Raw genomic sequence first — 19,316 nt, 5'->3', positions numbered from 1 at the left:
TGAACATGGGGACAGAAATTGGCCACGAAGCCGATTTCTCTTCAGCCAAAGCACCGACGCCGGGGATCTGACACACCATATGAACGTGATCGAAGCCTATATTCTGCGCCGCACCACGGCGATCTTTGCGGCTTCGCTTGCCTGGGTCTTGCTTATCGTCTGGACGACGCAGGTGCTCAACCGGCTTGATCTCGTCACAAGCAGCGGCCAGACCGCCGCCACCTTCTTCTTCGTTGCCCTCCTCGCATTGCCGCCTGTCATTCCGATCATCATGCCTTTTGCGGTCGGTATCGGTGTGGCGCAGACCCTTGCGACGATGAATTCGGATTCGGAGCTTGTGGTCCTGAGTGCTGCCGGCAGTCCGAAGACCACGGTGATACGGCCCATCCTGATTGTTGCGGTTGCTGCAAGCCTGCTTGCCTTCTTCATCAATAACATCGTCGAGCCCTATTCCCGCCAGACGATGCGCCAGACCATCGCGGACTCCAACGCTAATCTCATCACCACCGTGCTGCAGGAAGGTGCGTTCCAGAAAGTCGGTGACGGGCTTTTCGTCCAGGTTTCGGAGCGCCTTCCCGGGGGGCAGCTTGGCGGCATCTTCGTGGCGGATTCTCGCGATGATGCCATGCGGCTTGTCTATTATGCGCGACGCGGTGCAAGCGTTGAACGCGAAGGCGGCAGCATTCTGGTGATGCGGGACGGCCAGGTTCACCGCCAGGCTAAAAATGGCGACGTTTCGGTCATACGGTTCGAGTCCTATGCCATCGACCTGTCCGAATTCACCTCGGGCGGCGGCAAGCCCACACTCTACCCGAAGGATCGCGGTTTCTTCTATCTCTTGAACCCGGACCCGGACGACCCGTTCTACAAATCCAACCCGCAAGCATTTCGCGCCGAACTGCACCAGCGCATGACCGAGTGGCTTTACCCAATCGTCTTCGCGCTGATCGGCATTGCGGTGGCCGGTGACGCAAGGTCATTCCGCGAGGCACGGCTTCACCCGATGGTGACAACAATTTCCATAGGCCTTCTGGTGCGGTGGGCGGGATTCATCGCAGCAAATGAAGCGGAGAAAACATCGGCCTTTTCCGCGATGCTCTATATTGTGCCCATTGCCATGATGCTGCTCTCTGCGTGGTTCATTGCCACAAGCCGCGTGATGGAGTTACCGACGAGTTGGACGGAAAAACTGCAGGCTCGGATCAAGCGTAACAACGAGATTCTGCGTAGCTTTTGGCAGCGCCTGATCGGCCATATCCGCCCTGATGGAGGCCGCGCATGATCGGCTGGACGCTTGGCGGCTACTTCTTCCGGCGCTTTGCCGTGATCACCGGCTGGAATTTCGCGGGCATTGCCGCCCTTGTTTTCATCGTCACATTTACCGAGAACTCCGCGCGTTTCAGCGAATTGGAGGGGTTCTCGCCGCAATGGGCGCTCGGGCTTGCGCTGCTTCAGCTTCCCATCATCATGATGCAGGCCGTCCCCTTTGTCGGACTCATCTCCGCGATGGCAGCACTTGTCAGCCTTAATCGCAAATATGAGCTTGTGGTCACGCGAGCTGCGGGCATTTCTGCCTGGCAGTTCCTGACGCCGATCGCTTTTGGAGCTTTCGCATTCGGCCTAGCCGCGGTGTTGATTCTCAATCCGATTGCCGCGGCCGGTTTCAGCAAGGCTCAGGAGCTTGAGGCACAGGTTCGTGGCGCCGATACGCGCACCACGGCTGAAAACGAGCGCTGGCTCAAGCAGCGCACCGGTGACACCGAAACGATCATCGGCGCCGATGCCGCGTTGAGCGAGGGCCGGACACTCATCCGCCCGATCTTCATCCGCATTGATGAGGACGGCGACATCATCGAGCGGATTGACGCGGAACGGGCCTTTCTGCGCGAAGGCTTCTGGGAGGTACGCGACGCCACGCGACGCGCGGGCACCGCAGCACCGGAAGCCATCGAGACACTTTCGATCAAGACGAATCTGCAGCCCGAATATGTTGGTGAGCGCCTGACGCTACCCGAATCACTTTCGATCTTCGAACTGCCCGGAAAGATCGAGGTGGCGCGCACACTGGGCCTTCGGGCCAACGCATTTGCCATGCATTTTCATTCACTTGTGACATTGCCGCCACTCCTCGTTGCCATGGCGCTGATTGCGGCAACAGTTTCAATGCGTTTTGCCCGAATGGGACAGTCCGCAACCGTTATTCTGGGTGGCGTCTTTGCCGGGTTTCTGCTTTATGTCACCTCGGTTCTGGTGAAGGCGTTTGGTAGCGCCGGATTCGTGCCGCCTTTCATCGCCGCCTGGACGCCTGTGCTGGTTGCGATGTTCTTCGGAGTGACATTCCTATTGTACAGGGAGGACGGATAGTGGGGGCAGCGGTAAATGGGGGCCGCAGAACCACCGGTTCAGTGCGCAGACGCCGGGCAATTGCCGGTGTTGCGTTGATCGCGCTCGTCTCCGCGAGCCAGTCTCTCTGGGCACAGTCCGACCTCGTCAATCCCAGTGATCTGCCGCAAGATGCGCAGATGCTGCTGACGGCGGACACTCTCGTCTATGACAACGACCGCAACACGATCAGCGCTGTCGGTGGCGTGCAGATCGAATATGCCGGGAACCGTCTCGTCGCGCAGCGCGTCACCTATGATCGCGCCACCTCGCGGGTGATCGCCAGCGGCAATGTCGAGATCATTGAAAAGAGCGGCAACCGCATCACCTCACAGCAGATCGACGTCACCGATGACTTTTCCGAAGGTTTCGTGCAGGCGCTGCGGATTGAAACGCCAGACAAGACCTATTTCGCGGCCGAAAGCGCTCAGCGCAGCGAAGGTCGGCTAACCACCTTCAACAAGGCTGTCTACACTGCTTGCGAACCGTGCGAGGAAAAGCCCGGCAAGGCTCCGCTCTGGCAGATCAAGGCGCAGAAGATCGTCTGGAATGGCGAAGCCAAGACGGTGCGCTTCGAGCGCGCGCGCTTCGAGTTCTTCGGCATGCCGATCGCCTTCCTGCCGGCCTTCGAGATCGCCGACCCGACGGTGAAGCGTAAATCCGGCTTCCTGATCCCGAGCATCAAGGGTGGCAGCGAGCTGGGTTACGGGCTGAAAGTCCCCTACTATTTCGCGCTCTCGCCAACCTATGACCTGACCGTGTCGGTGACCGGCTACACCAAGCAGGGTTTCCTCGGCGAGGCCGAATGGCGTCAGCGCTTCAACAATGGCGAATACAGCCTGAAGATCGCGGGCATCAGCCAGAACGGTCCGGAAGAATGGGGCGCGAACGAAGTCGACGCCAATGTCGTGGAACGCGGCATGATCGGCTCCAAGGGCGCATTCACCATCAATCCCCGCTGGAGCTTCGGCTGGGATGTGATGGCGCAGAGCGACCGGAACTTCTCGAAGACCTACAGTATCGAGGGTTATTCCTCGACCACCGAGGTTTCCGAAATCTATCTGACCGGCTTGGACGACCGCAACTACTTCGACTTGCGCGCCTTCCGCTTTCACAAGCAGGTCGACAGTGAAAGCAGCAAGCTTCAGGACCAGCAGCCCTGGGTTCTGCCAAGCTTCGACTATACGCGCACACTCGATCGTTCAGTGGCCGGCGGACAGCTTCGCTTTGACGTGAGCGGCCAGAGCATCTACCGCGAAGAAAAAATGGTGGCGGACAAGCTGCAGGGTCTGGCAGGCAAATCCGGCCGTCTGACAGCGGAAGCCGAATGGAAGCGCAGCTTCACGACCAAGCAGGGGCTTGTACTGACGCCAATCCTTCATGCGCGTGGCGACGGTATTTTTGCTGACTACGAGGATCAGTCCCTCGCCTCGATCAACAGCTTTGCTGCCGCGAATGGCTATGGCACCGATGTGCAGTCGTCCTACTTCCGCGGCATTGCGACCGCCGGTCTGGAAGCGCGCTGGCCGATCCTTTTTGCCGGTGCCGGCGGGAGCCATGTCTTCGAGCCGATGGCGCAGATCTTTGCCCGACCGGACGAGCCCTATGGCGACACGATCGGCATTCCGAACGAAGACTCACAGAGTTTCGTCTTTGACGCCACGACCCTCTTCGAGCGTGACAAGTTTGCCGGATATGATCGCATCGAGGGCGGCACGCGTGCCAATGTCGGCATTCGTTATTCCGGCGACTTCGGCAATGGCTGGACCGCTCATGGTGTGTTTGGCCAGTCCTATCATCTGGGCGGCGTGAATTCCTTTGCCAGCCCGGACATGGTCTATGCGGGAGCAAATTCCGGGCTTGAGACCGACCGCTCGGATTATGTCGCCATGGTTGGCTTTGGTGGGCCCAACGGCTTTGCAGCTTCCCTCGGCGCGCGTTTCGATGAAGAGACATTCGAGGTCCGCCGCACGGATGTTCGCGCAGGCGCCACGATCGGCCCCGTTACGGCCTCGGCGAACTACACCTTCATCCAGAAACAGGAAGACTACGGTTTCGACGAAGACCGCCGTGAAGTGGGCGGCAGCGCATCGCTGCGCTTCCACGAGAACTGGCGTGCTTTCGCTTCCGGAACCTATGATCTGGAAGAAAACTTCCTGGCCAAGAACTCGATCGGTTTTGCCTATGACGACGAGTGCTTTATTTATACGATGACATTCTCGCAGTCGCGCGCGTCGGCAACGGCTGAAGCTGACAACACATTCGGTGTGAGCCTCTCCTTGCGGACCATAGGCGATTTCGGCACGACTTCTAGCGAGGTAACAGGGTTCAGCAACTAAGCGGACATTGGTCACGCTTTCGCCGCACCCGGGGGGCAAACAGGGCCATAAATGTTATGGTCCCATAAATCGGTGGCAGTGAATATGAGCAAGTTTTCCAGCACGACGGCGCAGCGGGCGATGCGCGCAATGGCCGCCGCGCTTGTGATTTCGGCAGGCACGGCAACTATGACGGTTCTGCCCGCCTCCCCCGTTCACGCTGCACAAATCCGGTATGTCGTCAATGACACGCCCATCACCAGCTACGACATCCAGCGCCGCGCCGCTCTCTTGAAGCTGATGCGCCGGTCCGGAAATCTGCAGCAGCTTGCAGCCGACGAGATGATCGACCAGACGCTTCGTCGTCAGGCGATGGCCAAGAACCGCGTGAACATCACCGACGAGATGGTGAGCGAATCCTACGCGAATTTCGCGAAAGGCAACAAGCTGTCGCTGAAGCAGCTTGACCAGATCCTCGCGCAGTCCGGAGTGACGAAGGATCACTTCCGGGAGTTCATCCGCACCCAGATGGGTTGGGGACGTGTGCTGCAGACCAAGGCACGCTCGTCCATCCAACTTTCTCAGGAAGACGTGGTGCGCAAGATGCTGGAGGAAGGCCGCCAGCCTTCCACCACCGAATATATGCTTCAGCAGGTCATCTTCGTCGTGCCTTCGGCAGAGCGGGGCAAGATATTGGGCAAGCGCAAGCGCGAGGCGGAAGCCATGCGCGGCCGTGTTCAGGGTTGTTCCAACCTGATCGACCTGGCCAAAACCCAGCTCGATGTGACAGTGCGCGATCTGGGCCGTGTTCTGCAGCCGGAACTTCCGCCGGATTGGAAAGATCACATCGTCAAGACTTCGCCGGGCAAGCCGACGCCGGTGCGCGAGACCGAGCGCGGCGTCGAGTTCATCACCGTCTGCAATTCGCGTGAGGTTTCCGACGACCACGTGGCCAAGCTTGTATTCCAGAGCGAGCAGACGGAAGACAAGAGCTTCGAGGCACTCTCCAAGCAGACGCTTGAAGAGCTTCGCAAGGAAGCCAAGATCGTCAAGCGCTAAGGCGGGCTGCCGTGTCAGGTGAACTGGATCGGCCGCTTGCGGTCAGCATCGGCGAGCCTGCCGGTATCGGTCCTGAGCTGCTGCTCAAGGCCTGGCTGCTGCGCAAGGAGCGCGAGCTTCCTCCATTCTATGTTCTGGGCGACCAGGCGCTGCTACAGGCACGTGCGGAGCGCCTCGGCCTGGATGTGCCGGTGGAGGAAGTTGCAGCTGCAGATGCTGCACATGTCTTCGCTTCGTTACTTCCAGTGGTGCCCCTTGAGAATACTCTTCAGGATGCGCCGGGGCTGCCTTCTGTCGAGAATGCAGCCGGTGTGCTCGAAGCGATTACGCGGGGCGTGGATGATGTCGTGAGCGGGCGCGCCAGTGCATTGGTGACCTGCCCCATCGCCAAGAAGCCGCTTTATGAAGCCGGGTTCGGCTTCCCCGGCCATACCGAATATTTAGGGCATCTGGCAGAACAACATGGCGCATCAACGCCAAGAGCAGTCATGATGTTGGCCGGGCCTGAGCTGAAGACTGTACCCATTACCGTGCACCAGTCGCTGAGCGATGCGATTGGCACCCTGTCCGGCGAAGAGATCATCGCCATTGGCAGGATTGTGCATCGTGAAATGCGCGAGCGCTTTGGCATTGAAGAACCGCGACTGGCATTTGCCGGTCTCAACCCCCATGCGGGCGAAGGCGGCACTATGGGGCTTGAGGACGACGAGATCGTGCGCCCGGCGATAGAAATGCTGCGCGCGGATGGGATCAACGCCATCGGTCCCCTGCCCTCCGACACGATGTTCCATGCACGGGCTCGTGCGAACTATGATGTGGCGCTGTGCATGTACCACGATCAGGCGCTCATCCCGGTGAAGACACTCGCCTTTGATGAAACGGTAAATGTGACGCTTGGTCTGCCATTCATCCGCACCTCCCCCGACCATGGCACGGCCTTCGACATTGCAGGCAAGGGGATAGCGCTACCGGACAGCCTGATCGAGGCGATGAAGCTGGCGCATCAGCTCGCGCGCAACACTTCCACACGCATGAGTGTTTGAGAATGGACGGCCTTCCTCCGCTGCGCGACGTGATCGAACGTCACGGACTTGCTGCCAAGAAGTCGCTTGGACAGAATTTTCTGCTCGACCTCAATCTCACCCGGCGTATTGCACGCGCCGCGGGCAAGCTTGAGGGTTGCACGGTGATCGAAGTGGGGCCCGGCCCGGGCGGATTGACCCGTTCGCTCCTCATGGAAGGGGCCGACAAGGTTGTCGCGGTCGAGCGGGATGAACGGTGTCTGCCTGCACTTGAAGAGATATCTGCAGCCTATCCAGACCGCCTGGCGGTGATAGCCGGTGACGCGCTCACTACCGATTTCGAAGCCATTGCGGCAGGACACGATCGCGTGAAGATCGTGGCCAATCTGCCTTACAATATCGGTACGGAACTGCTGGTGCGGTGGCTGACACCGGAGAACTGGCCCCCATTCTATGAGTCCATGACCCTGATGTTCCAGCGGGAGGTTGCCGAGCGCGTAACTGCGGCACCTGGCTCTAACCACTATGGCAGGCTGGGCGTTCTTGCCGGCTGGCGCACACGGGCGAAGATCGCGTTTGACGTGCCACCACAAGCCTTCTGGCCTCCGCCCAAGGTCACGTCCTCGGTCATCCATATCGAGCCGAACCACGAGCCTCTGGCGGTGGATGCGCAGCGCCTGCAGAAGATCAGCGAGGCGGCGTTCGGCCAGCGGCGCAAGATGCTGCGGCAAAGCCTGAAAGCCTTTGGCGGTGAATCTTATCTTGAGCGTGCAGGCATCGATCCCACGCGCCGGGCCGAGACGCTGTCCGTGGAAGAATTCGTCAAGCTTGCGAACACGCCAACCGGCTGAGGCTTCAGACCGGTTTCTCGTTCAGCAGATCCGACACGAAATCAAACAGGCCCGGGCGCCTGTCGCGGCGCAGCCGTTCGGCTTCCACAATGGACTTCACCGACTGGAATGCGCGAGACAGGTCGTCATTGACGACCACATAGTCATATTCGCGCCACTGCTCTATTTCGAAATGCGCGTTCTTCAGACGCTTCTCGATTGTCTCGGGTGTATCTTCCGCACGACGGTGCAGGCGGGCCAGAAGTTCGCCCATGGTGGGCGGGAGAATGAAAATCGACACGATGTCGCCGCGCATCTTTTCACGAAGCTGCTCGGCACCCTGCCAGTCAATGTCGAACAACATGTCACGACCGGCTGCGATCGCTTCCTCCACAGGGCGACGCGGCGTGCCGTAGAAATTGCCGTGCACTTCGGCCCATTCAAGAAGCTCGTCATTGTCGCGCATGATCTCGAATTCACGCTGCGTCTTGAAATGGTAATGCACGCCCTCGATCTCGCTGCCGCGGCGGGGCCTTGTCGTCACGCTGACGGAAATCTGGAAACCCGAAACATGCTCCAGAAGATTGCGGGCAATCGTCGATTTTCCGGCGCCCGATGGCGAGGAAAGCACCAGCATCAGACCGCGACGGCGGATATCCACGAGATTGTTGCCGTCCATGGCCCTACTCCAGATTTTGTACCTGCTCGCGAAGCTGATCGACCACCACTTTCAGTTCCAGACCGATGGTGGTGATGCCTGCGGCATTCGACTTCGAGCAAAGCGTGTTGGCTTCGCGATTGAATTCCTGTGCCAGAAAGTCGAGCTTGCGTCCAACCGGCCCGCCAGCCTCTATCAGTGAACGTGCGGCCTCGACATGTGTTTTGAGGCGATCGAGCTCTTCCCTGATATCCGCCTTGGCAGCCAGGAGGGCGGCTTCCTGATGAAGGCGCTGCTCGTCAAAGCCCGGAGCGGATTCACGAAGTAACTTAACCTGTTCGGAAAGCCGTTCGCGTATGCGTTCAGGCTGGCGTGAGGGGTCCGCCTCAGCGCGCTCCGTCAGCGCACTGATCTTCTCGATCTGGCCAAGGATGACCGGCTTCAGTGCCGCCCCTTCCTGCAGGCGTGCCTCGACGAGTGCATCAAGTGCTGCATCTAGTGAGGCCAGAGCCAATTCATCGAGCCTGGCGCGACTTTCTTCATCGGCATTGGCTTCCGGCACCTCCAGAACCCCGCGCAGCGCGAGAAGTCCATCGGCGCGAGCCGGCGCGACGCCGTGCTGTTCCTCAAGACGCTTGGAGAGCTCAGCAAGTTCAACCAGAAAGGCTTCATCCACGACCGGGCGGCGCAGCGTGTCGCCACGCATCACCGAAAGACTGGCCTGTATGTTGCCACGTGCAAAACGCTGCTGGATGCGAGCCTTGGCGGGCTGTTCCAGGCGCTCGAAGCCGGAGGGCAGCCGCAGCCGCGCTTCCAGGCCCCGACCATTGACCGAGCGAAGTTCCCAGGCGATTGCCGCCAATTCGTTCTCGCGGGCCTCGCGGGCGAAACCCGTCATGCTTTGTAGCGCCATCATTCCCCCATGGCGGCCACTTTAGCCGCCGTCAGCTTCCCCGGCTGCTTCTTCTGCTTGCTGACGACGCTCCCGCTCAATGCGGCGCCAGCGCGCAACATTCTCGTTATGCTCCTTGAGCGTCTTGGCGAAGACGTGCCCGCCCGTGCCATCGGCAACAAAATAGAGATCATCGGTGCGCGATGGATTGGCCACGGCTTCCAGCGCTGCGCGACCCGGATTGGCAATCGGCGTGGGTGGCAGACCATCGATCTGGTAGGTGTTGTAATCGGTCTTTTTCTCGATATCCGAGCGATAGATCGGACGATCGGACGGCTTTCCGTCACCGCCGAAGATTCCGTAGATAATCGTCGGATCGGACTGCAGGCGCATGCCCTTCTTCAGGCGGTTGATGAAGACGGCGGCGACGCGTGAGCGCTCGTCTGCGCGACCGGTCTCCTTTTCGACGATGGAGGCCAATGTCACGAATTCCTCGACCGTATCGATCGGCAGACCTTCCGCACGACGCTCCCAGATGCTCTGGACGAGCTCGGCTTGATCCTCTTTCAGCTTTTCCACCAGTTCGGCACGATCAAGACCACGGGTAAAGCGGATCGTGTCAGCTGCAAGACTGCCTTCTGGTGGGAGTTCGGCGGGAAGTTCGCCTGAAAGCTCCTCCGTCTGGGCAATTCGGTCGAATACCTGCTTGACGGTCAGTCCCTCAGGGATGGTCAGCGAGTAGAGAACCGACTTCCCGCTTTCCAGCAGCTCCATGATCTCATGCATGGATGCGCCGGCCTTGATCTCATATTCGCCTGCCTTGATGCGGCTGTCGGCGCCATAGGCGCGCAAGCCCATGAGGAAGATCCGGGTGTCACTGATGAGGTTTTCGCGCTCAAGCTGTGTTGCGATTTCACGCACGCTCATATTCGGGCGCACCATGATGGTCTCCGCACTTGTTGCGGGACCAGGCGCCTCGAATTCACGCTTGCCGAAATAGAAAACGATGCCAGCGGCGATCACCAGAAAGATCACCGACGACATCAGGAAGTTCAGGAAGACGACGAACTGGTTGCGCGACTGACGCGAACGCTTCGGCGGAGGAGTACCCTCCTTCGGGCGCAACGCCTCGCGCGCGGACTTGGCAACCACCGGGCGGCCCTTGCCTCTCGTCGGGCGACCGCCATTCTGCTCAGTTTCACCGGCCATGGTGCCTACCATTCTCCCAAATACGTGGATGCAGAATCAACGGTTGCAAGCTGACGGCACAATAACGGCAACAACATGCACCGAGAAAGGCCAAAGCCCTTCCCGATCAAGCCTCGTAACGCCGGAAGACCAGCGAAGCATTGGTTCCGCCGAAGCCGAAGGAGTTCGACAGGGCGACGTCGATCTGGCGCTCACGCGCCTTGTTGGGCACGAGATCCAGCTTTGTCTCGACTTCCGGATTGTCCAGATTGATCGTGGGCGGCGCGATGTTATCGCGGATGGCCAGGACCGAGAAGATCGCCTCGGCTGCACCCGCTGCACCGAGCAGGTGACCGATCGAGGACTTGGTGGAAGACATGGAAGCCTTCTCGGCAGCATCGCCTAGAAGTCGTTCGACAGCGCCGAGCTCGATCGTGTCGGCCATGGTCGAAGTGCCGTGGGCGTTGATGTAGTCCACATCCTTCGGCTCAAGGCCCGCGCGCTTGAGCGCAGCACTCATGCAGCGATAAGCGCCATCGCCATCTTCGGCGGGAGCCGTGATGTGATAGGCGTCGCCTGTCAGACCATAGCCGACAACCTCGGCATAGATCTTCGCGCCACGCGCCTTGGCGTGCTCAAGCTCTTCGAGCACGACCACACCGGCACCCTCACCCATGACGAAGCCATCGCGGTCGCGATCATAGGGTCGGGACGCCTTTTCGGGCGTGTCGTTGTAGGATGTGGAAAGCGCCTTGCAGGCGGAGAAGCCCGCAATGGAAAGACGCGTGACCGGCGCTTCCGCACCGCCGGCAAGCATCACGTCCGCATCGCCGAAAGCAATGAGGCGGGCCGCGTCACCGATGGCATGGGCACCGGTGGAACAAGCCGTCACAACCGCATGGTTGGGGCCTTTCAGCCCGTGACGGATGGAAACCTGGCCGGAAACGAGATTGATGATGTTTCCAGGGATGAAGAAGGGGCTGATACGCCTCGGCCCCTTGTTCTCGAGCACCAGAGCATTTTCGGCGATACCTTCGATACCGCCGATGCCGGAACCGATCATGACGCCGGTGGCGAAACGATCATCCTCGCTCTTGGGCTCCCAGCCAGAATCGGCAAGCGCCTGATCCGCAGCCGCAATACCATAGGTGATGAAATCACCGATCTTGCGTTGCTCGCGAGGTTCAAGGAACGCATCCGGATCGAATGCACCCTCTCCCTCACTCGGGATCATGTTGGCAATCTTGCAGGGCAGATCCTCGACCTCAAAGCGGTCGATGCGCCTTGCAGCGCTTTTCCCTGAAAGAAGGGCCTTCCAGCTATGCTCGGCGCCCAGGCCGAGCGGTGAAAGAAGACCCAGGCCGGTGACGACAACTCGTCTCATATTCTGGCAGGCTCGCTCTGGCTGACGTTTTCGCGAATGCGAAAACTTAGCTCTTCTTGCTTTCGATGAACTTCACCGCATCGCCGACGGTTTGGATCGTCTCGGCGGCATCGTCCGGGATTTCCACGCCGAACTCTTCCTCGAAGGCCATCACAAGCTCAACCGTATCAAGGCTGTCCGCGCCCAGATCGTCGATGAAGCTTGCACTTTCAGTGACTTTGTCAGCATCAACACCAAGATGCTCGACAACGATTTTCTTAACGCGGTCTGCAGTATCGCTCATGTGAGAACCCTCGACTTCATGAATTTCCGGTCTTCGTTAGCGGCACGATTGCCGCTAATCAAGTTGAAAAGATAGCCAATCGGAAAGCTTTAGCCCTCGCGAAGCGGCTTATCCCCCATTTCAATGCGCATCACACTACACCAAACCTTGCGGATTTGAGGGCAGCGATTTCAGCGCCTGCTGATACACGCACCTCCAATCTTCGGCAGCTCAGATGTGTTCCACCGCCTTGGATTGCAAGACGCGATCAGATCATTGCCATGCCACCATTCACGTGGATGGTTTGGCCCGTCACATAGGCTGCCTCGTTGGAGGCCAGGAAGGCAACGGAAGCTGCGACTTCGTCGCCGGTGCCCATGCGCTTCATCGGAATGGCGCCCATGATGGAATCGCGCTGCTTGTCGTTCAGCTTTTCCGTCATGGCCGATTCGATGAAGCCGGGCGCAACCGCGTTTACGGTGATGTTGCGGGTCGCGATTTCCTGGGCCAGCGATTTGGTGAAGCCGATAAGGCCCGCCTTCGACGCGCAGTAGTTGGCCTGTCCTGGATTGCCGGTCACGCCAACCACGGACGAAATATTGATAATGCGGCCGAAGCGGCGGCGCATCATCGGATGGGTCAGCTCGCGGGTCAGGCGGAAGACCGCCGTCAGATTGACTTCGAGCACCGCATCCCAATCATCATCGCTCATTCGGACAAACAGGCCGTCGCGGGTGATGCCGGCATTGTTCACGAGGATCTCGACGCCTTCGAGTTCCGATTCGGCTTTCTCTGCCAAAGCCTTGACATCGTTGCGGTCCGACAGGTTGGCGGGGAAGATCTTCACCCGGTCACCGAGGTCGGAGGCCAGCGCCTCCAGCTTCTCCACGCGCGTGCCGTGAAGACCGACGATTGCGCCCTGTGCATGAAGCATGCGGGCAACCGATTCGCCGATGCCGCCAGAAGCGCCGGTCACGAGAGCCTTTCGGCCCGTAAGTTCGAACATTCTCAGGTCCCTCCTGAATGCGGACATGCCGCCTGTGGATTTAGAGCAGTTCCTTCATGACTGCGTCAATGTCGTCCGGTGTGTTGACCGGAACGGCTGCGAGGTCACGATTGATGCGGCGCGCGAGGCCGGAAAGCACCTTGCCGGAACCGATCTCGTAAAGCTTTTCGACCCCGTTTTCACCGAACCAGCCGACGGTTTCGCGCCAGCGCACACGGCCCGTCACCTGCTCGACGAGGCGATCGACGATCTCGGCAGGATCGGTAACCGGTGCCACCGTGACATTCGCGACGACAGGGACAGCGGGTGCAGAAACATTCACCTCACCCAGCGCCTCGCGCATTGCGTCGGCTGCAGGTGCCATCAGCTCGGAATGGAACGGTGCGGAAACGGGAAGCATCAGCGCGCGCTTGGCGCCTTTTTCGGTGCAGATACGGGCTGCTTCCTCAACGGCGGGCTTTGCGCCGGAGATCACGAGCTGGCCGCCACCGTTGTCGTTGGCAATCTGACAGACCGAGCCCTTGCCGGCGGAGTTGCAGGCTTCCTCGACATCGCCTGCCTCCAGCCCGATGATGGCAGCCATTGCACCCTTGCCCACCGGAACTGCCGCCTGCATGGCATTGCCACGGATGCGCAGAAGGCGCGCGGTGTCGGCGAGCGTGAAGGTGCCGGCGGCGCAAAGGGCCGAATATTCGCCAAGCGAATGACCTGCCACATAGGCGACCTTGTCCTTCAGGTTCAGACCGCCCTTTTCCATCACGCGCATGACGGCCATGGATACGGCCATCAGGGCGGGCTGCGCATTGGCAGTCAGCGTCAGCTCGTCCTCAGGTCCCTCCCACATGATGCGGGACAGCTTCTGGCTCAGCGCATCGTCGATTTCCTCGAAAACCGCGCGTGCCTCGGGAAATGCCTCGGCCAGATCGCGGCCCATGCCGACAGCCTGGCTACCCTGGCCTGGAAAGGTGAAAGCGACGCTCATCGCGCATAACTCCCAAAGGTTTGTTTGGCCGGTGGTGGTGGCGCAAGCGGCCCTGAAGGTCAAGTCTGGGCGTGATTTTCCCCCGAAACTGCGCGAAATTGGCGCCATATGTGCCAATTCATGTCAGCAGAGTTTCTCGCCTGTCACGGGGTGCTATGGCAGAAACAGGGTATGCGTCCTATATGGGTTCAACTTTCGCAGCGAACCTGCAATGATTCATCGGGTTCGCGCCTGCAATTTTTCAAATTCGACCAGGCAAGTTCATGCAAAGCGCAATTTCCATCAAGAACCTATCCAAGGTCTATGACGGCGGTTTCAAGGCCCTCGACAATGTTGATCTTGAAATCCGCAATGGCGAGATCCTGGCGCTGCTAGGACCGAATGGCGCGGGCAAGACGACCCTCATTTCCATCATCTGCGGCATTGTGAACCCGTCCTCGGGCAGTGTCAGCGTACGCGGGCACGACATTATCAGCGATTTCCGCGAGGCACGCTCATTGATCGGGCTGGTCCCGCAGGAACTGCACACGGACGCTTTCGAGACCGTATGGGCCACCGTCAGCTACAGCCGCGGGCTTTTTGGGAAAAAGCCAAAACCGGAGTTGATAGAGCAGATTCTGCGCGACCTGACGCTTTGGGAGAAGAAGGACACGCCGATCATGGCGCTGTCGGGCGGTATGAAGCGGCGCGTCATGATTGCAAAGGCGCTGTCCCACGAACCACAGATCCTGTTTCTCGACGAGCCGACGGCTGGTGTCGATGTCGAGCTTCGCAAGGACATGTGGGCGCTGGTCAACAGGCTGCGCGAGAGCGGCGTCACCATCATCCTGACCACCCACTATATCGAGGAAGCCGAGGAAATCGCCGACCGTGTTGGCGTCATCAACAAGGGGCGCCTGCTTCTGGTTGAGGACAAGACGGAGCTGATGCGCAAGCTTGGCAAGAAGGAGCTCTCGCTGCAGCTGGCCGAACCGATCGGCGAATTGCCCGGCACACTCAGGCGCGATGATCTGGAGCTTGTGAATGGCGGTCAGGAGATCGTCTTCAACTATGACACCCAGGCCGAACGGACAGGTATCGCCTCGCTTCTCGCCGACCTGAACAAGGAAGGCATCGTCGTTAAGGATCTCGACACCAAGCAAAGCTCCCTGGAAGAAATCTTCGTACGTTTGGTCGAGGAAAGCCGATGAACCTGCAGGCCGTCAAATCCATCTATCTGTTCGAAATGGCGCGAATGAAGCGCACGATCCTGCAGAGCGTCGTGTCGCCTGTGCTTTCCACCTCGCTCTACTTCATCGTGTTTGGCGCGGCCATCGGGTCGCGCATCGAAGAGGTGAACGGCGTGCAATATGGCGCATTCATCGTGCCCGGCCTGATGATGCTGACGCTATTGCAGAACTCCATCTCAAACGCGTCCTTCGGCATCTATTTCCCGAAATTCACCGGCACGATCTATGAGACGCTTTCCGCGCCCATCTCGTTTTTCGAGATCGTGCTTGGCTATGTCGGGGCGGCGGCGACGAAATCGCTGATCCTGGGCATCATCATTCTGGCAACCGCGCATCTCTTCGTGGATATCCGCATCGCCCACCCCTTCTGGATGGTCTTCTTTCTGGTGCTCACCGCCGTGACCTTCAGCCTGTTCGGCTTCATCATCGGCATCTGGGCGGACAATTTCGAGAAATTGCAGCTCATCCCGCTGCTGGTCGTCACACCGCTCGTCTTTCTCGGCGGCAGCTTCTACTCGATCGACATGCTGCCCGAGTTCTGGCAGACGGTGACGCTTGCCAACCCCGTCCTCTATCTCATCTCAGGCTTCCGCTGGAGCTTCTATGAGACATCGGATGTGAGCGTTGCTGTCAGCATCGCCATGATCACCATCTTTCTGGCGATCTGCCTGACCGTTGTCTGGTGGATGTTCAAGACGGGATATCGGCTTAAGGCATGAGCGTCACGCCCATGGCTTTTTGCCTTGCATTTGCCGCGCTTGGCCCATATAAGCCCGCGGTCTGCCGGTTTCAGCTGGGGGCTGAACGGAGGGCCGTGCGCTTTTTGTGCATGACTTGAAGCAGGAACTGCTTCGGCCTCCCGTGTCTCCGCTCTCGACCGTCTCTTCGATGCGCCTTTCTTCATCCCCAACGGGAAAAGACAAGGTCGCAGAGGCTTTTGCCGCTGAGGCCGGGACAGACGGATGAAAGAAGAAAGGCAAGACAATGGCTCTTTACGAACATGTGTTCCTTGCCCGGCAGGACCTCTCTCCCCAGCAGGTCGAAGCGCTCGTCGAGCAGTATCGCGGCGTTATCGAGGAAGCTGGTGGCAAGATTGGCCGGGTGGAAAACTGGGGCATCAAGTCCCTCGCTTACCGCATCAACAAGAACCGCAAGGCTCACTACACGCTGATGAACATTGATGCGCCCGCAGCGGCCGTCAAGGAAGTCGAGCGTCAGATGGGTCTGTCCGAAGACGTTCTGCGCTTCATGACCATCCGCGTCGAAGAGCACGAGGAAGGCCCGTCGGCCATGATGCAGCGTCGCGATGACCGCGGCCCGCGTCGTGATGACCGTGGCCCGCGCCGTGACGACCGTGGCCCGCGCCGCGATGACGACCGTGGTCCGCGCCGTGAGCGCAACAATGATGAGGGAGCTGCATAATGGTCGATATCAACCAGATCCCGACTCGCCGTCCTTTCCACCGCCGTCGCAAGACGTGCCCGTTCTCCGGCGCCAATGCTCCGAAGATCGACTACAAGGACGTCAAGCTTCTGCAGCGCTACATCTCCGAGCGCGGCAAGATCGTTCCTTCCCGCATCACGGCTGTCAGCCAGAAGAAGCAGCGTGAGCTGGCCAAGGCCATCAAGCGCGCACGCTTCCTGGGCCTTCTGCCCTACGTGGTGAAGTGATTTTGTGAGGGACGCGGTCTCCTGGCCGCGTCCCTTTCCTCCCCTGCTTCGGGTGCAGCGGGAGTGATTCAAATCCCGAGTTGGGGCAGATGCCCCTAACTGCCAAAGGGCAGGACAGCGAACCCGCCTCCCGGTGAGGCCCGTTTCCAGTTCCTGCCATTCATTTGCGGGCAAGCCCGCTGACACAAGGACGGAAACGATGGAAATCATCCTGCTTGAACGTATCGCGCGCCTGGGCCAGATGGGCGACGTTGTGAAGGTGAAGGACGGCTTTGCCCGTAACTTCCTTCTGCCGCAGGGCAAGGCCCTTCGCGCCAACGAAACCAACCGCAAGCGCTTCGAGGCACAGCGTGCCGATCTCGAAGCACGCAATCTCGAGCGCAAGACCGAAGCCGAAGCCGTTGCCGAAAAGCTTGACGGCCAGAACTTCATCGTTGTTCGCTCTGCTGCCGAGACCGGCCAGCTCTACGGTTCGGTATCGGCTCGCGACATCATGAATGTGCTTGACGAGAATGGCTTCAAGGTTGGCCGCAACCAGGTGGAAATGGATCAGCCGATCAAGACGATTGGCCTGACCAATGTCACCATTGCGTTGCACCCCGAGGTCTCCGTCACCATCACGCTCAATGTTGCGCGTAACGAAGACGAGGCAGAGCGCCAGGCCCGCGGCGAGACGCTTGACTCCGCCGAGGCGATCTACGGCGACGACATCAATGACAGCGCCCGTCCGGACGAGTTCTTCGACCCGAATGCCGAGTTCGAGGACGAAGACGGCGAAGCTGCCGAGGCTTCCGAAGAAGGTGAAGAGAACGCCTGATAGCGTCTCTTTGCTCATCTGAACATCAAGCGGCCGGGCGCTCAGCGTCCGGCCGTTTTCGTTGTCGCCATGGGAGGCCGGATTAGCGGACGAATCCGCCCGCACTTTTCAAAGCCATTGATTTTGCGCATAATTCCCCTTGCCCAAACGCGGGGGTACAAGATGAACCGAGTGCTTTCGAAGTTTATCTCACGCCTTGTGAAGTCTGGCTCCCTGATTATCAGGGATGCAGACGGCGCAGAGCACCGCTTTGGCGACGGCTCGCCCCCTCACCTGCATGTGGCGATCAAGAGCCGGCAAACGGAGAGGTCCATCGCTCTTTATCCGCAGCTCGCGGTGCCGGAAGCCTATATGGATGGCGAGTTGGAGATCATCGAAGGTGATCTGCTCGACCTTCTCCAGATCGCTTACGAGAACATGACGGCCCATGGCGATAATGGTTGGCGCATGCAGCTGGCCGAACGCATGAACTTTGCCTTTCGCCGTCTCTACCAGCTGAACACCCGGGCGCGCTCCCGCAGCAATGTGCGCCGCCACTATGACCTTTCCGGCGAGCTATACCGGCTCTTCCTGGACAAGGACCTGCAATATTCCTGCGCCTATTTCGAGCGGCCCGACATGACGCTTGAAGAAGCGCAACTGGCCAAGAAGCGGCATATCGCGGCCAAGCTTTCGCTTGAGCCAGGGCAGAAAGTGCTCGATATCGGTTCGGGCTGGGGCGGCATGGGCCTCTATATCGCACGCCAGTTCGAGGCGAATGTGCTGGGTGTTACGCTTTCGGAAGAACAGCATGCGGTGTCGCGCCAGCGGGTGAAGGCGGAAAAGCTTGAAGACAGGGCCCGGTTCGAGCTTGTCGATTACCGTGCACTGACCGGCCCGTTCGACCGCATCGTATCGGTGGGCATGTTCGAGCATGTGGGGCTCAACCACTACCGCACATTCTTCAACCAGGTCGCGCGGCTGCTTGCCGATGATGGGGTGATGCTCTTGCACACGATCGGGCGCATGCATGGGCCCTCCGTCACCAATCCCTTCATCCGCAAATACATCTTTCCCGGCGGCTATATCCCTGCACTGTCCGAAGTTCTTCCGGCAATCGAGAAAGCCGGCCTCATTGTCACCGATGTCGAGATCCTGCGCCTGCATTATGCGGAGACGCTGCGACACTGGCGCGAGCGCTTCAATGCCAATCGGGAGCGGATCGAGGAAATCTATGACAAGCGCTTTGCGCGCATGTGGGATTTTTATCTTGCCGGTTCGGAAGCCTCCTTTCGCTGGCAGGACATGGTCAATTTCCAGATCCAGATCACCAGGCGCCGCGATGCCCTGCCCCTGACGCGCAACTACATGATGGAAACCGAGGCAGCTCTTGCCGAGCGCGAACAGGCGCTTGTCTCCTCCTTCCCGCGGGCGGTGGAATAGGAATATAATCAGCAAAGCAGACGCGATTCGACTGTCAAGGCGAAGCGGCCACAAAGCGCTCTTCCAGTGGCGATTCACGGGCATGGGGGATTCCCGGCAACACTGCCCATGTGGATTGCGGGTGGTATGAGATCAAAAGAGCGATGGGGGCTTAACCTTGGGAGGTCGAGCGCGTATGCACTAACTCCAAGGGGT

General features: G+C 59.5%; 19 protein-coding genes. 12 read left to right on the top strand and 7 right to left on the bottom strand.

Going from position 1 to position 19,316, the window contains the following annotated elements; genetic code table 11:
• Nucleotides 1-79 precede the first annotated feature (79 nt).
• From lptF to rsmA, 6 genes are all read left to right on the top strand, one after another.
• A complete protein-coding gene (lptF, locus tag WA367_RS13350) occupies nucleotides 80-1,282 on the top strand; it encodes an LPS export ABC transporter permease LptF (protein ID WP_336057260.1) in 1,203 nt (400 codons plus the stop codon).
• Entirely contained in the window at nucleotides 1,279-2,364 is a 1,086-nt protein-coding gene (gene lptG / locus WA367_RS13345) for an LPS export ABC transporter permease LptG (RefSeq protein WP_336057259.1), read from the top strand. The genes lptF and lptG overlap by 4 nt, the downstream gene beginning before the upstream one ends.
• Complete coding sequence (locus tag WA367_RS13340; protein ID WP_442935582.1) at nucleotides 2,364-4,721, top strand: LPS-assembly protein LptD; 2,358 nt, start codon at nucleotides 2,364-2,366, stop codon at nucleotides 4,719-4,721. Before lptG ends, WA367_RS13340 begins: the two co-directional genes overlap by 1 nt.
• An 84-nt stretch (nucleotides 4,722-4,805) precedes the next feature.
• Nucleotides 4,806-5,759 (top strand): peptidylprolyl isomerase, encoded by a 954-nt coding sequence (locus WA367_RS13335; protein WP_336057258.1) that lies wholly within the window; start codon nucleotides 4,806-4,808, stop codon nucleotides 5,757-5,759.
• Nucleotides 5,760-5,770: 11 nt separating this feature from the next.
• A complete protein-coding gene (gene pdxA, locus WA367_RS13330) occupies nucleotides 5,771-6,802 on the top strand; it encodes a 4-hydroxythreonine-4-phosphate dehydrogenase PdxA (protein ID WP_336057257.1) in 1,032 nt (343 codons plus the stop codon).
• The gene (gene rsmA, locus WA367_RS13325; protein ID WP_336057256.1) at nucleotides 6,799-7,632 is read left to right on the top strand and encodes a 16S rRNA (adenine(1518)-N(6)/adenine(1519)-N(6))-dimethyltransferase RsmA; all 834 of its coding nucleotides are present in this window, start codon (nucleotides 6,799-6,801) and stop codon (nucleotides 7,630-7,632) included. Before pdxA ends, rsmA begins: the two co-directional genes overlap by 4 nt.
• A 4-nt stretch (nucleotides 7,633-7,636) precedes the next feature.
• Here rsmA and gmk read toward each other — a convergent pair whose 3' ends face one another.
• The 7 genes from gmk to fabD all read right to left on the bottom strand — a co-directional run bounded on the left by gmk (nucleotide 7,637) and on the right by fabD (nucleotide 13,983).
• Complete coding sequence (gene gmk / locus WA367_RS13320) at nucleotides 7,637-8,290, bottom strand: guanylate kinase (protein ID WP_336057255.1); 654 nt, start codon at nucleotides 8,288-8,290, stop codon at nucleotides 7,637-7,639.
• Nucleotides 8,291-8,294: 4 nt separating this feature from the next.
• The gene (locus tag WA367_RS13315) at nucleotides 8,295-9,182 is read right to left on the bottom strand and encodes a YicC/YloC family endoribonuclease (RefSeq protein WP_336057390.1); all 888 of its coding nucleotides are present in this window, start codon (nucleotides 9,180-9,182) and stop codon (nucleotides 8,295-8,297) included.
• Nucleotides 9,183-9,203: 21 nt separating this feature from the next.
• Entirely contained in the window at nucleotides 9,204-10,370 is a 1,167-nt protein-coding gene (gene mltG, locus WA367_RS13310; RefSeq protein ID WP_336057254.1) for an endolytic transglycosylase MltG, read from the bottom strand.
• Between the two features lie 106 nt (nucleotides 10,371-10,476).
• Nucleotides 10,477-11,733, bottom strand: coding sequence for a beta-ketoacyl-ACP synthase II (gene fabF / locus WA367_RS13305; protein ID WP_336057253.1), 1,257 nt, complete (start codon nucleotides 11,731-11,733; stop codon nucleotides 10,477-10,479).
• A 46-nt stretch (nucleotides 11,734-11,779) separates the two neighbouring features.
• A complete protein-coding gene (locus WA367_RS13300) occupies nucleotides 11,780-12,016 on the bottom strand; it encodes an acyl carrier protein (RefSeq protein WP_036481489.1) in 237 nt (78 codons plus the stop codon).
• A gap of 247 nt (nucleotides 12,017-12,263) precedes the next feature.
• Nucleotides 12,264-13,001 carry a 3-oxoacyl-[acyl-carrier-protein] reductase gene (fabG, locus tag WA367_RS13295; protein ID WP_336057252.1) on the bottom strand — a complete coding sequence of 246 codons (738 nt, stop codon included), beginning with the start codon at nucleotides 12,999-13,001 and terminating at the stop codon, nucleotides 12,264-12,266.
• Nucleotides 13,002-13,041: 40 nt separating this feature from the next.
• Nucleotides 13,042-13,983, bottom strand: a complete 942-nt coding sequence (fabD, locus tag WA367_RS13290) for an ACP S-malonyltransferase (protein WP_336057251.1) — start codon at nucleotides 13,981-13,983, stop codon at nucleotides 13,042-13,044.
• Nucleotides 13,984-14,246: 263 nt separating this feature from the next.
• Here fabD and WA367_RS13285 point away from each other — a divergent pair, with 263 nt between their 5' ends.
• From WA367_RS13285 to WA367_RS13260, 6 genes are all read left to right on the top strand, one after another.
• Nucleotides 14,247-15,173 carry an ABC transporter ATP-binding protein gene (locus WA367_RS13285; RefSeq protein ID WP_336057250.1) on the top strand — a complete coding sequence of 309 codons (927 nt, stop codon included), beginning with the start codon at nucleotides 14,247-14,249 and terminating at the stop codon, nucleotides 15,171-15,173.
• Nucleotides 15,170-15,931, top strand: a complete 762-nt coding sequence (locus WA367_RS13280; RefSeq protein ID WP_336057249.1) for an ABC transporter permease — start codon at nucleotides 15,170-15,172, stop codon at nucleotides 15,929-15,931. The genes WA367_RS13285 and WA367_RS13280 overlap by 4 nt, the downstream gene beginning before the upstream one ends.
• Nucleotides 15,932-16,196: 265 nt before the next feature.
• Nucleotides 16,197-16,634 (top strand): 30S ribosomal protein S6, encoded by a 438-nt coding sequence (rpsF, locus tag WA367_RS13275; protein ID WP_336057248.1) that lies wholly within the window; start codon nucleotides 16,197-16,199, stop codon nucleotides 16,632-16,634.
• Nucleotides 16,634-16,882 (top strand): 30S ribosomal protein S18, encoded by a 249-nt coding sequence (gene rpsR, locus WA367_RS13270; protein ID WP_002963610.1) that lies wholly within the window; start codon nucleotides 16,634-16,636, stop codon nucleotides 16,880-16,882. Before rpsF ends, rpsR begins: the two co-directional genes overlap by 1 nt.
• Nucleotides 16,883-17,081: 199 nt before the next feature.
• On the top strand, nucleotides 17,082-17,699 hold the full coding sequence (rplI, locus tag WA367_RS13265) for a 50S ribosomal protein L9 (protein ID WP_336057247.1): 618 nt from the start codon (nucleotides 17,082-17,084) through the stop codon (nucleotides 17,697-17,699).
• A gap of 162 nt (nucleotides 17,700-17,861) precedes the next feature.
• The gene (locus WA367_RS13260) at nucleotides 17,862-19,121 is read left to right on the top strand and encodes a cyclopropane-fatty-acyl-phospholipid synthase family protein (protein ID WP_336057246.1); all 1,260 of its coding nucleotides are present in this window, start codon (nucleotides 17,862-17,864) and stop codon (nucleotides 19,119-19,121) included.
• Nucleotides 19,122-19,316 lie beyond the last annotated feature (195 nt).

It is taken from the genome of Nitratireductor sp. CH_MIT9313-5 (assembly GCF_037029545.1).
GTDB lineage: Bacteria > Pseudomonadota > Alphaproteobacteria > Rhizobiales > Rhizobiaceae > Chelativorans.
This window is presented reverse-complemented; position numbering and strand designations above follow the sequence as displayed.

Coding starts and splice junctions, on each gene's coding strand:
- WA367_RS13335 (WP_336057258.1), top strand. CDS start 4,806: ATGAGCAAGTTTTCCAGCACGACGGCGCAGCGGGCGATGCGCGCAATG.
- gmk (WP_336057255.1), bottom strand. CDS start 8,290: ATGGACGGCAACAATCTCGTGGATATCCGCCGTCGCGGTCTGATGCTG.
- rpsR (WP_002963610.1), top strand. CDS start 16,634: ATGGTCGATATCAACCAGATCCCGACTCGCCGTCCTTTCCACCGCCGT.
- mltG (WP_336057254.1), bottom strand. CDS start 10,370: ATGGCCGGTGAAACTGAGCAGAATGGCGGTCGCCCGACGAGAGGCAAG.
- WA367_RS13300 (WP_036481489.1), bottom strand. CDS start 12,016: ATGAGCGATACTGCAGACCGCGTTAAGAAAATCGTTGTCGAGCATCTT.
- fabF (WP_336057253.1), bottom strand. CDS start 11,733: ATGAGACGAGTTGTCGTCACCGGCCTGGGTCTTCTTTCACCGCTCGGC.
- WA367_RS13285 (WP_336057250.1), top strand. CDS start 14,247: ATGCAAAGCGCAATTTCCATCAAGAACCTATCCAAGGTCTATGACGGC.
- rpsF (WP_336057248.1), top strand. CDS start 16,197: ATGGCTCTTTACGAACATGTGTTCCTTGCCCGGCAGGACCTCTCTCCC.
- lptG (WP_336057259.1), top strand. CDS start 1,279: ATGATCGGCTGGACGCTTGGCGGCTACTTCTTCCGGCGCTTTGCCGTG.
- WA367_RS13280 (WP_336057249.1), top strand. CDS start 15,170: ATGAACCTGCAGGCCGTCAAATCCATCTATCTGTTCGAAATGGCGCGA.
- fabD (WP_336057251.1), bottom strand. CDS start 13,983: ATGAGCGTCGCTTTCACCTTTCCAGGCCAGGGTAGCCAGGCTGTCGGC.
- rplI (WP_336057247.1), top strand. CDS start 17,082: ATGGAAATCATCCTGCTTGAACGTATCGCGCGCCTGGGCCAGATGGGC.
- WA367_RS13260 (WP_336057246.1), top strand. CDS start 17,862: ATGAACCGAGTGCTTTCGAAGTTTATCTCACGCCTTGTGAAGTCTGGC.
- lptF (WP_336057260.1), top strand. CDS start 80: ATGAACGTGATCGAAGCCTATATTCTGCGCCGCACCACGGCGATCTTT.
- WA367_RS13315 (WP_336057390.1), bottom strand. CDS start 9,182: ATGGCGCTACAAAGCATGACGGGTTTCGCCCGCGAGGCCCGCGAGAAC.
- fabG (WP_336057252.1), bottom strand. CDS start 13,001: ATGTTCGAACTTACGGGCCGAAAGGCTCTCGTGACCGGCGCTTCTGGC.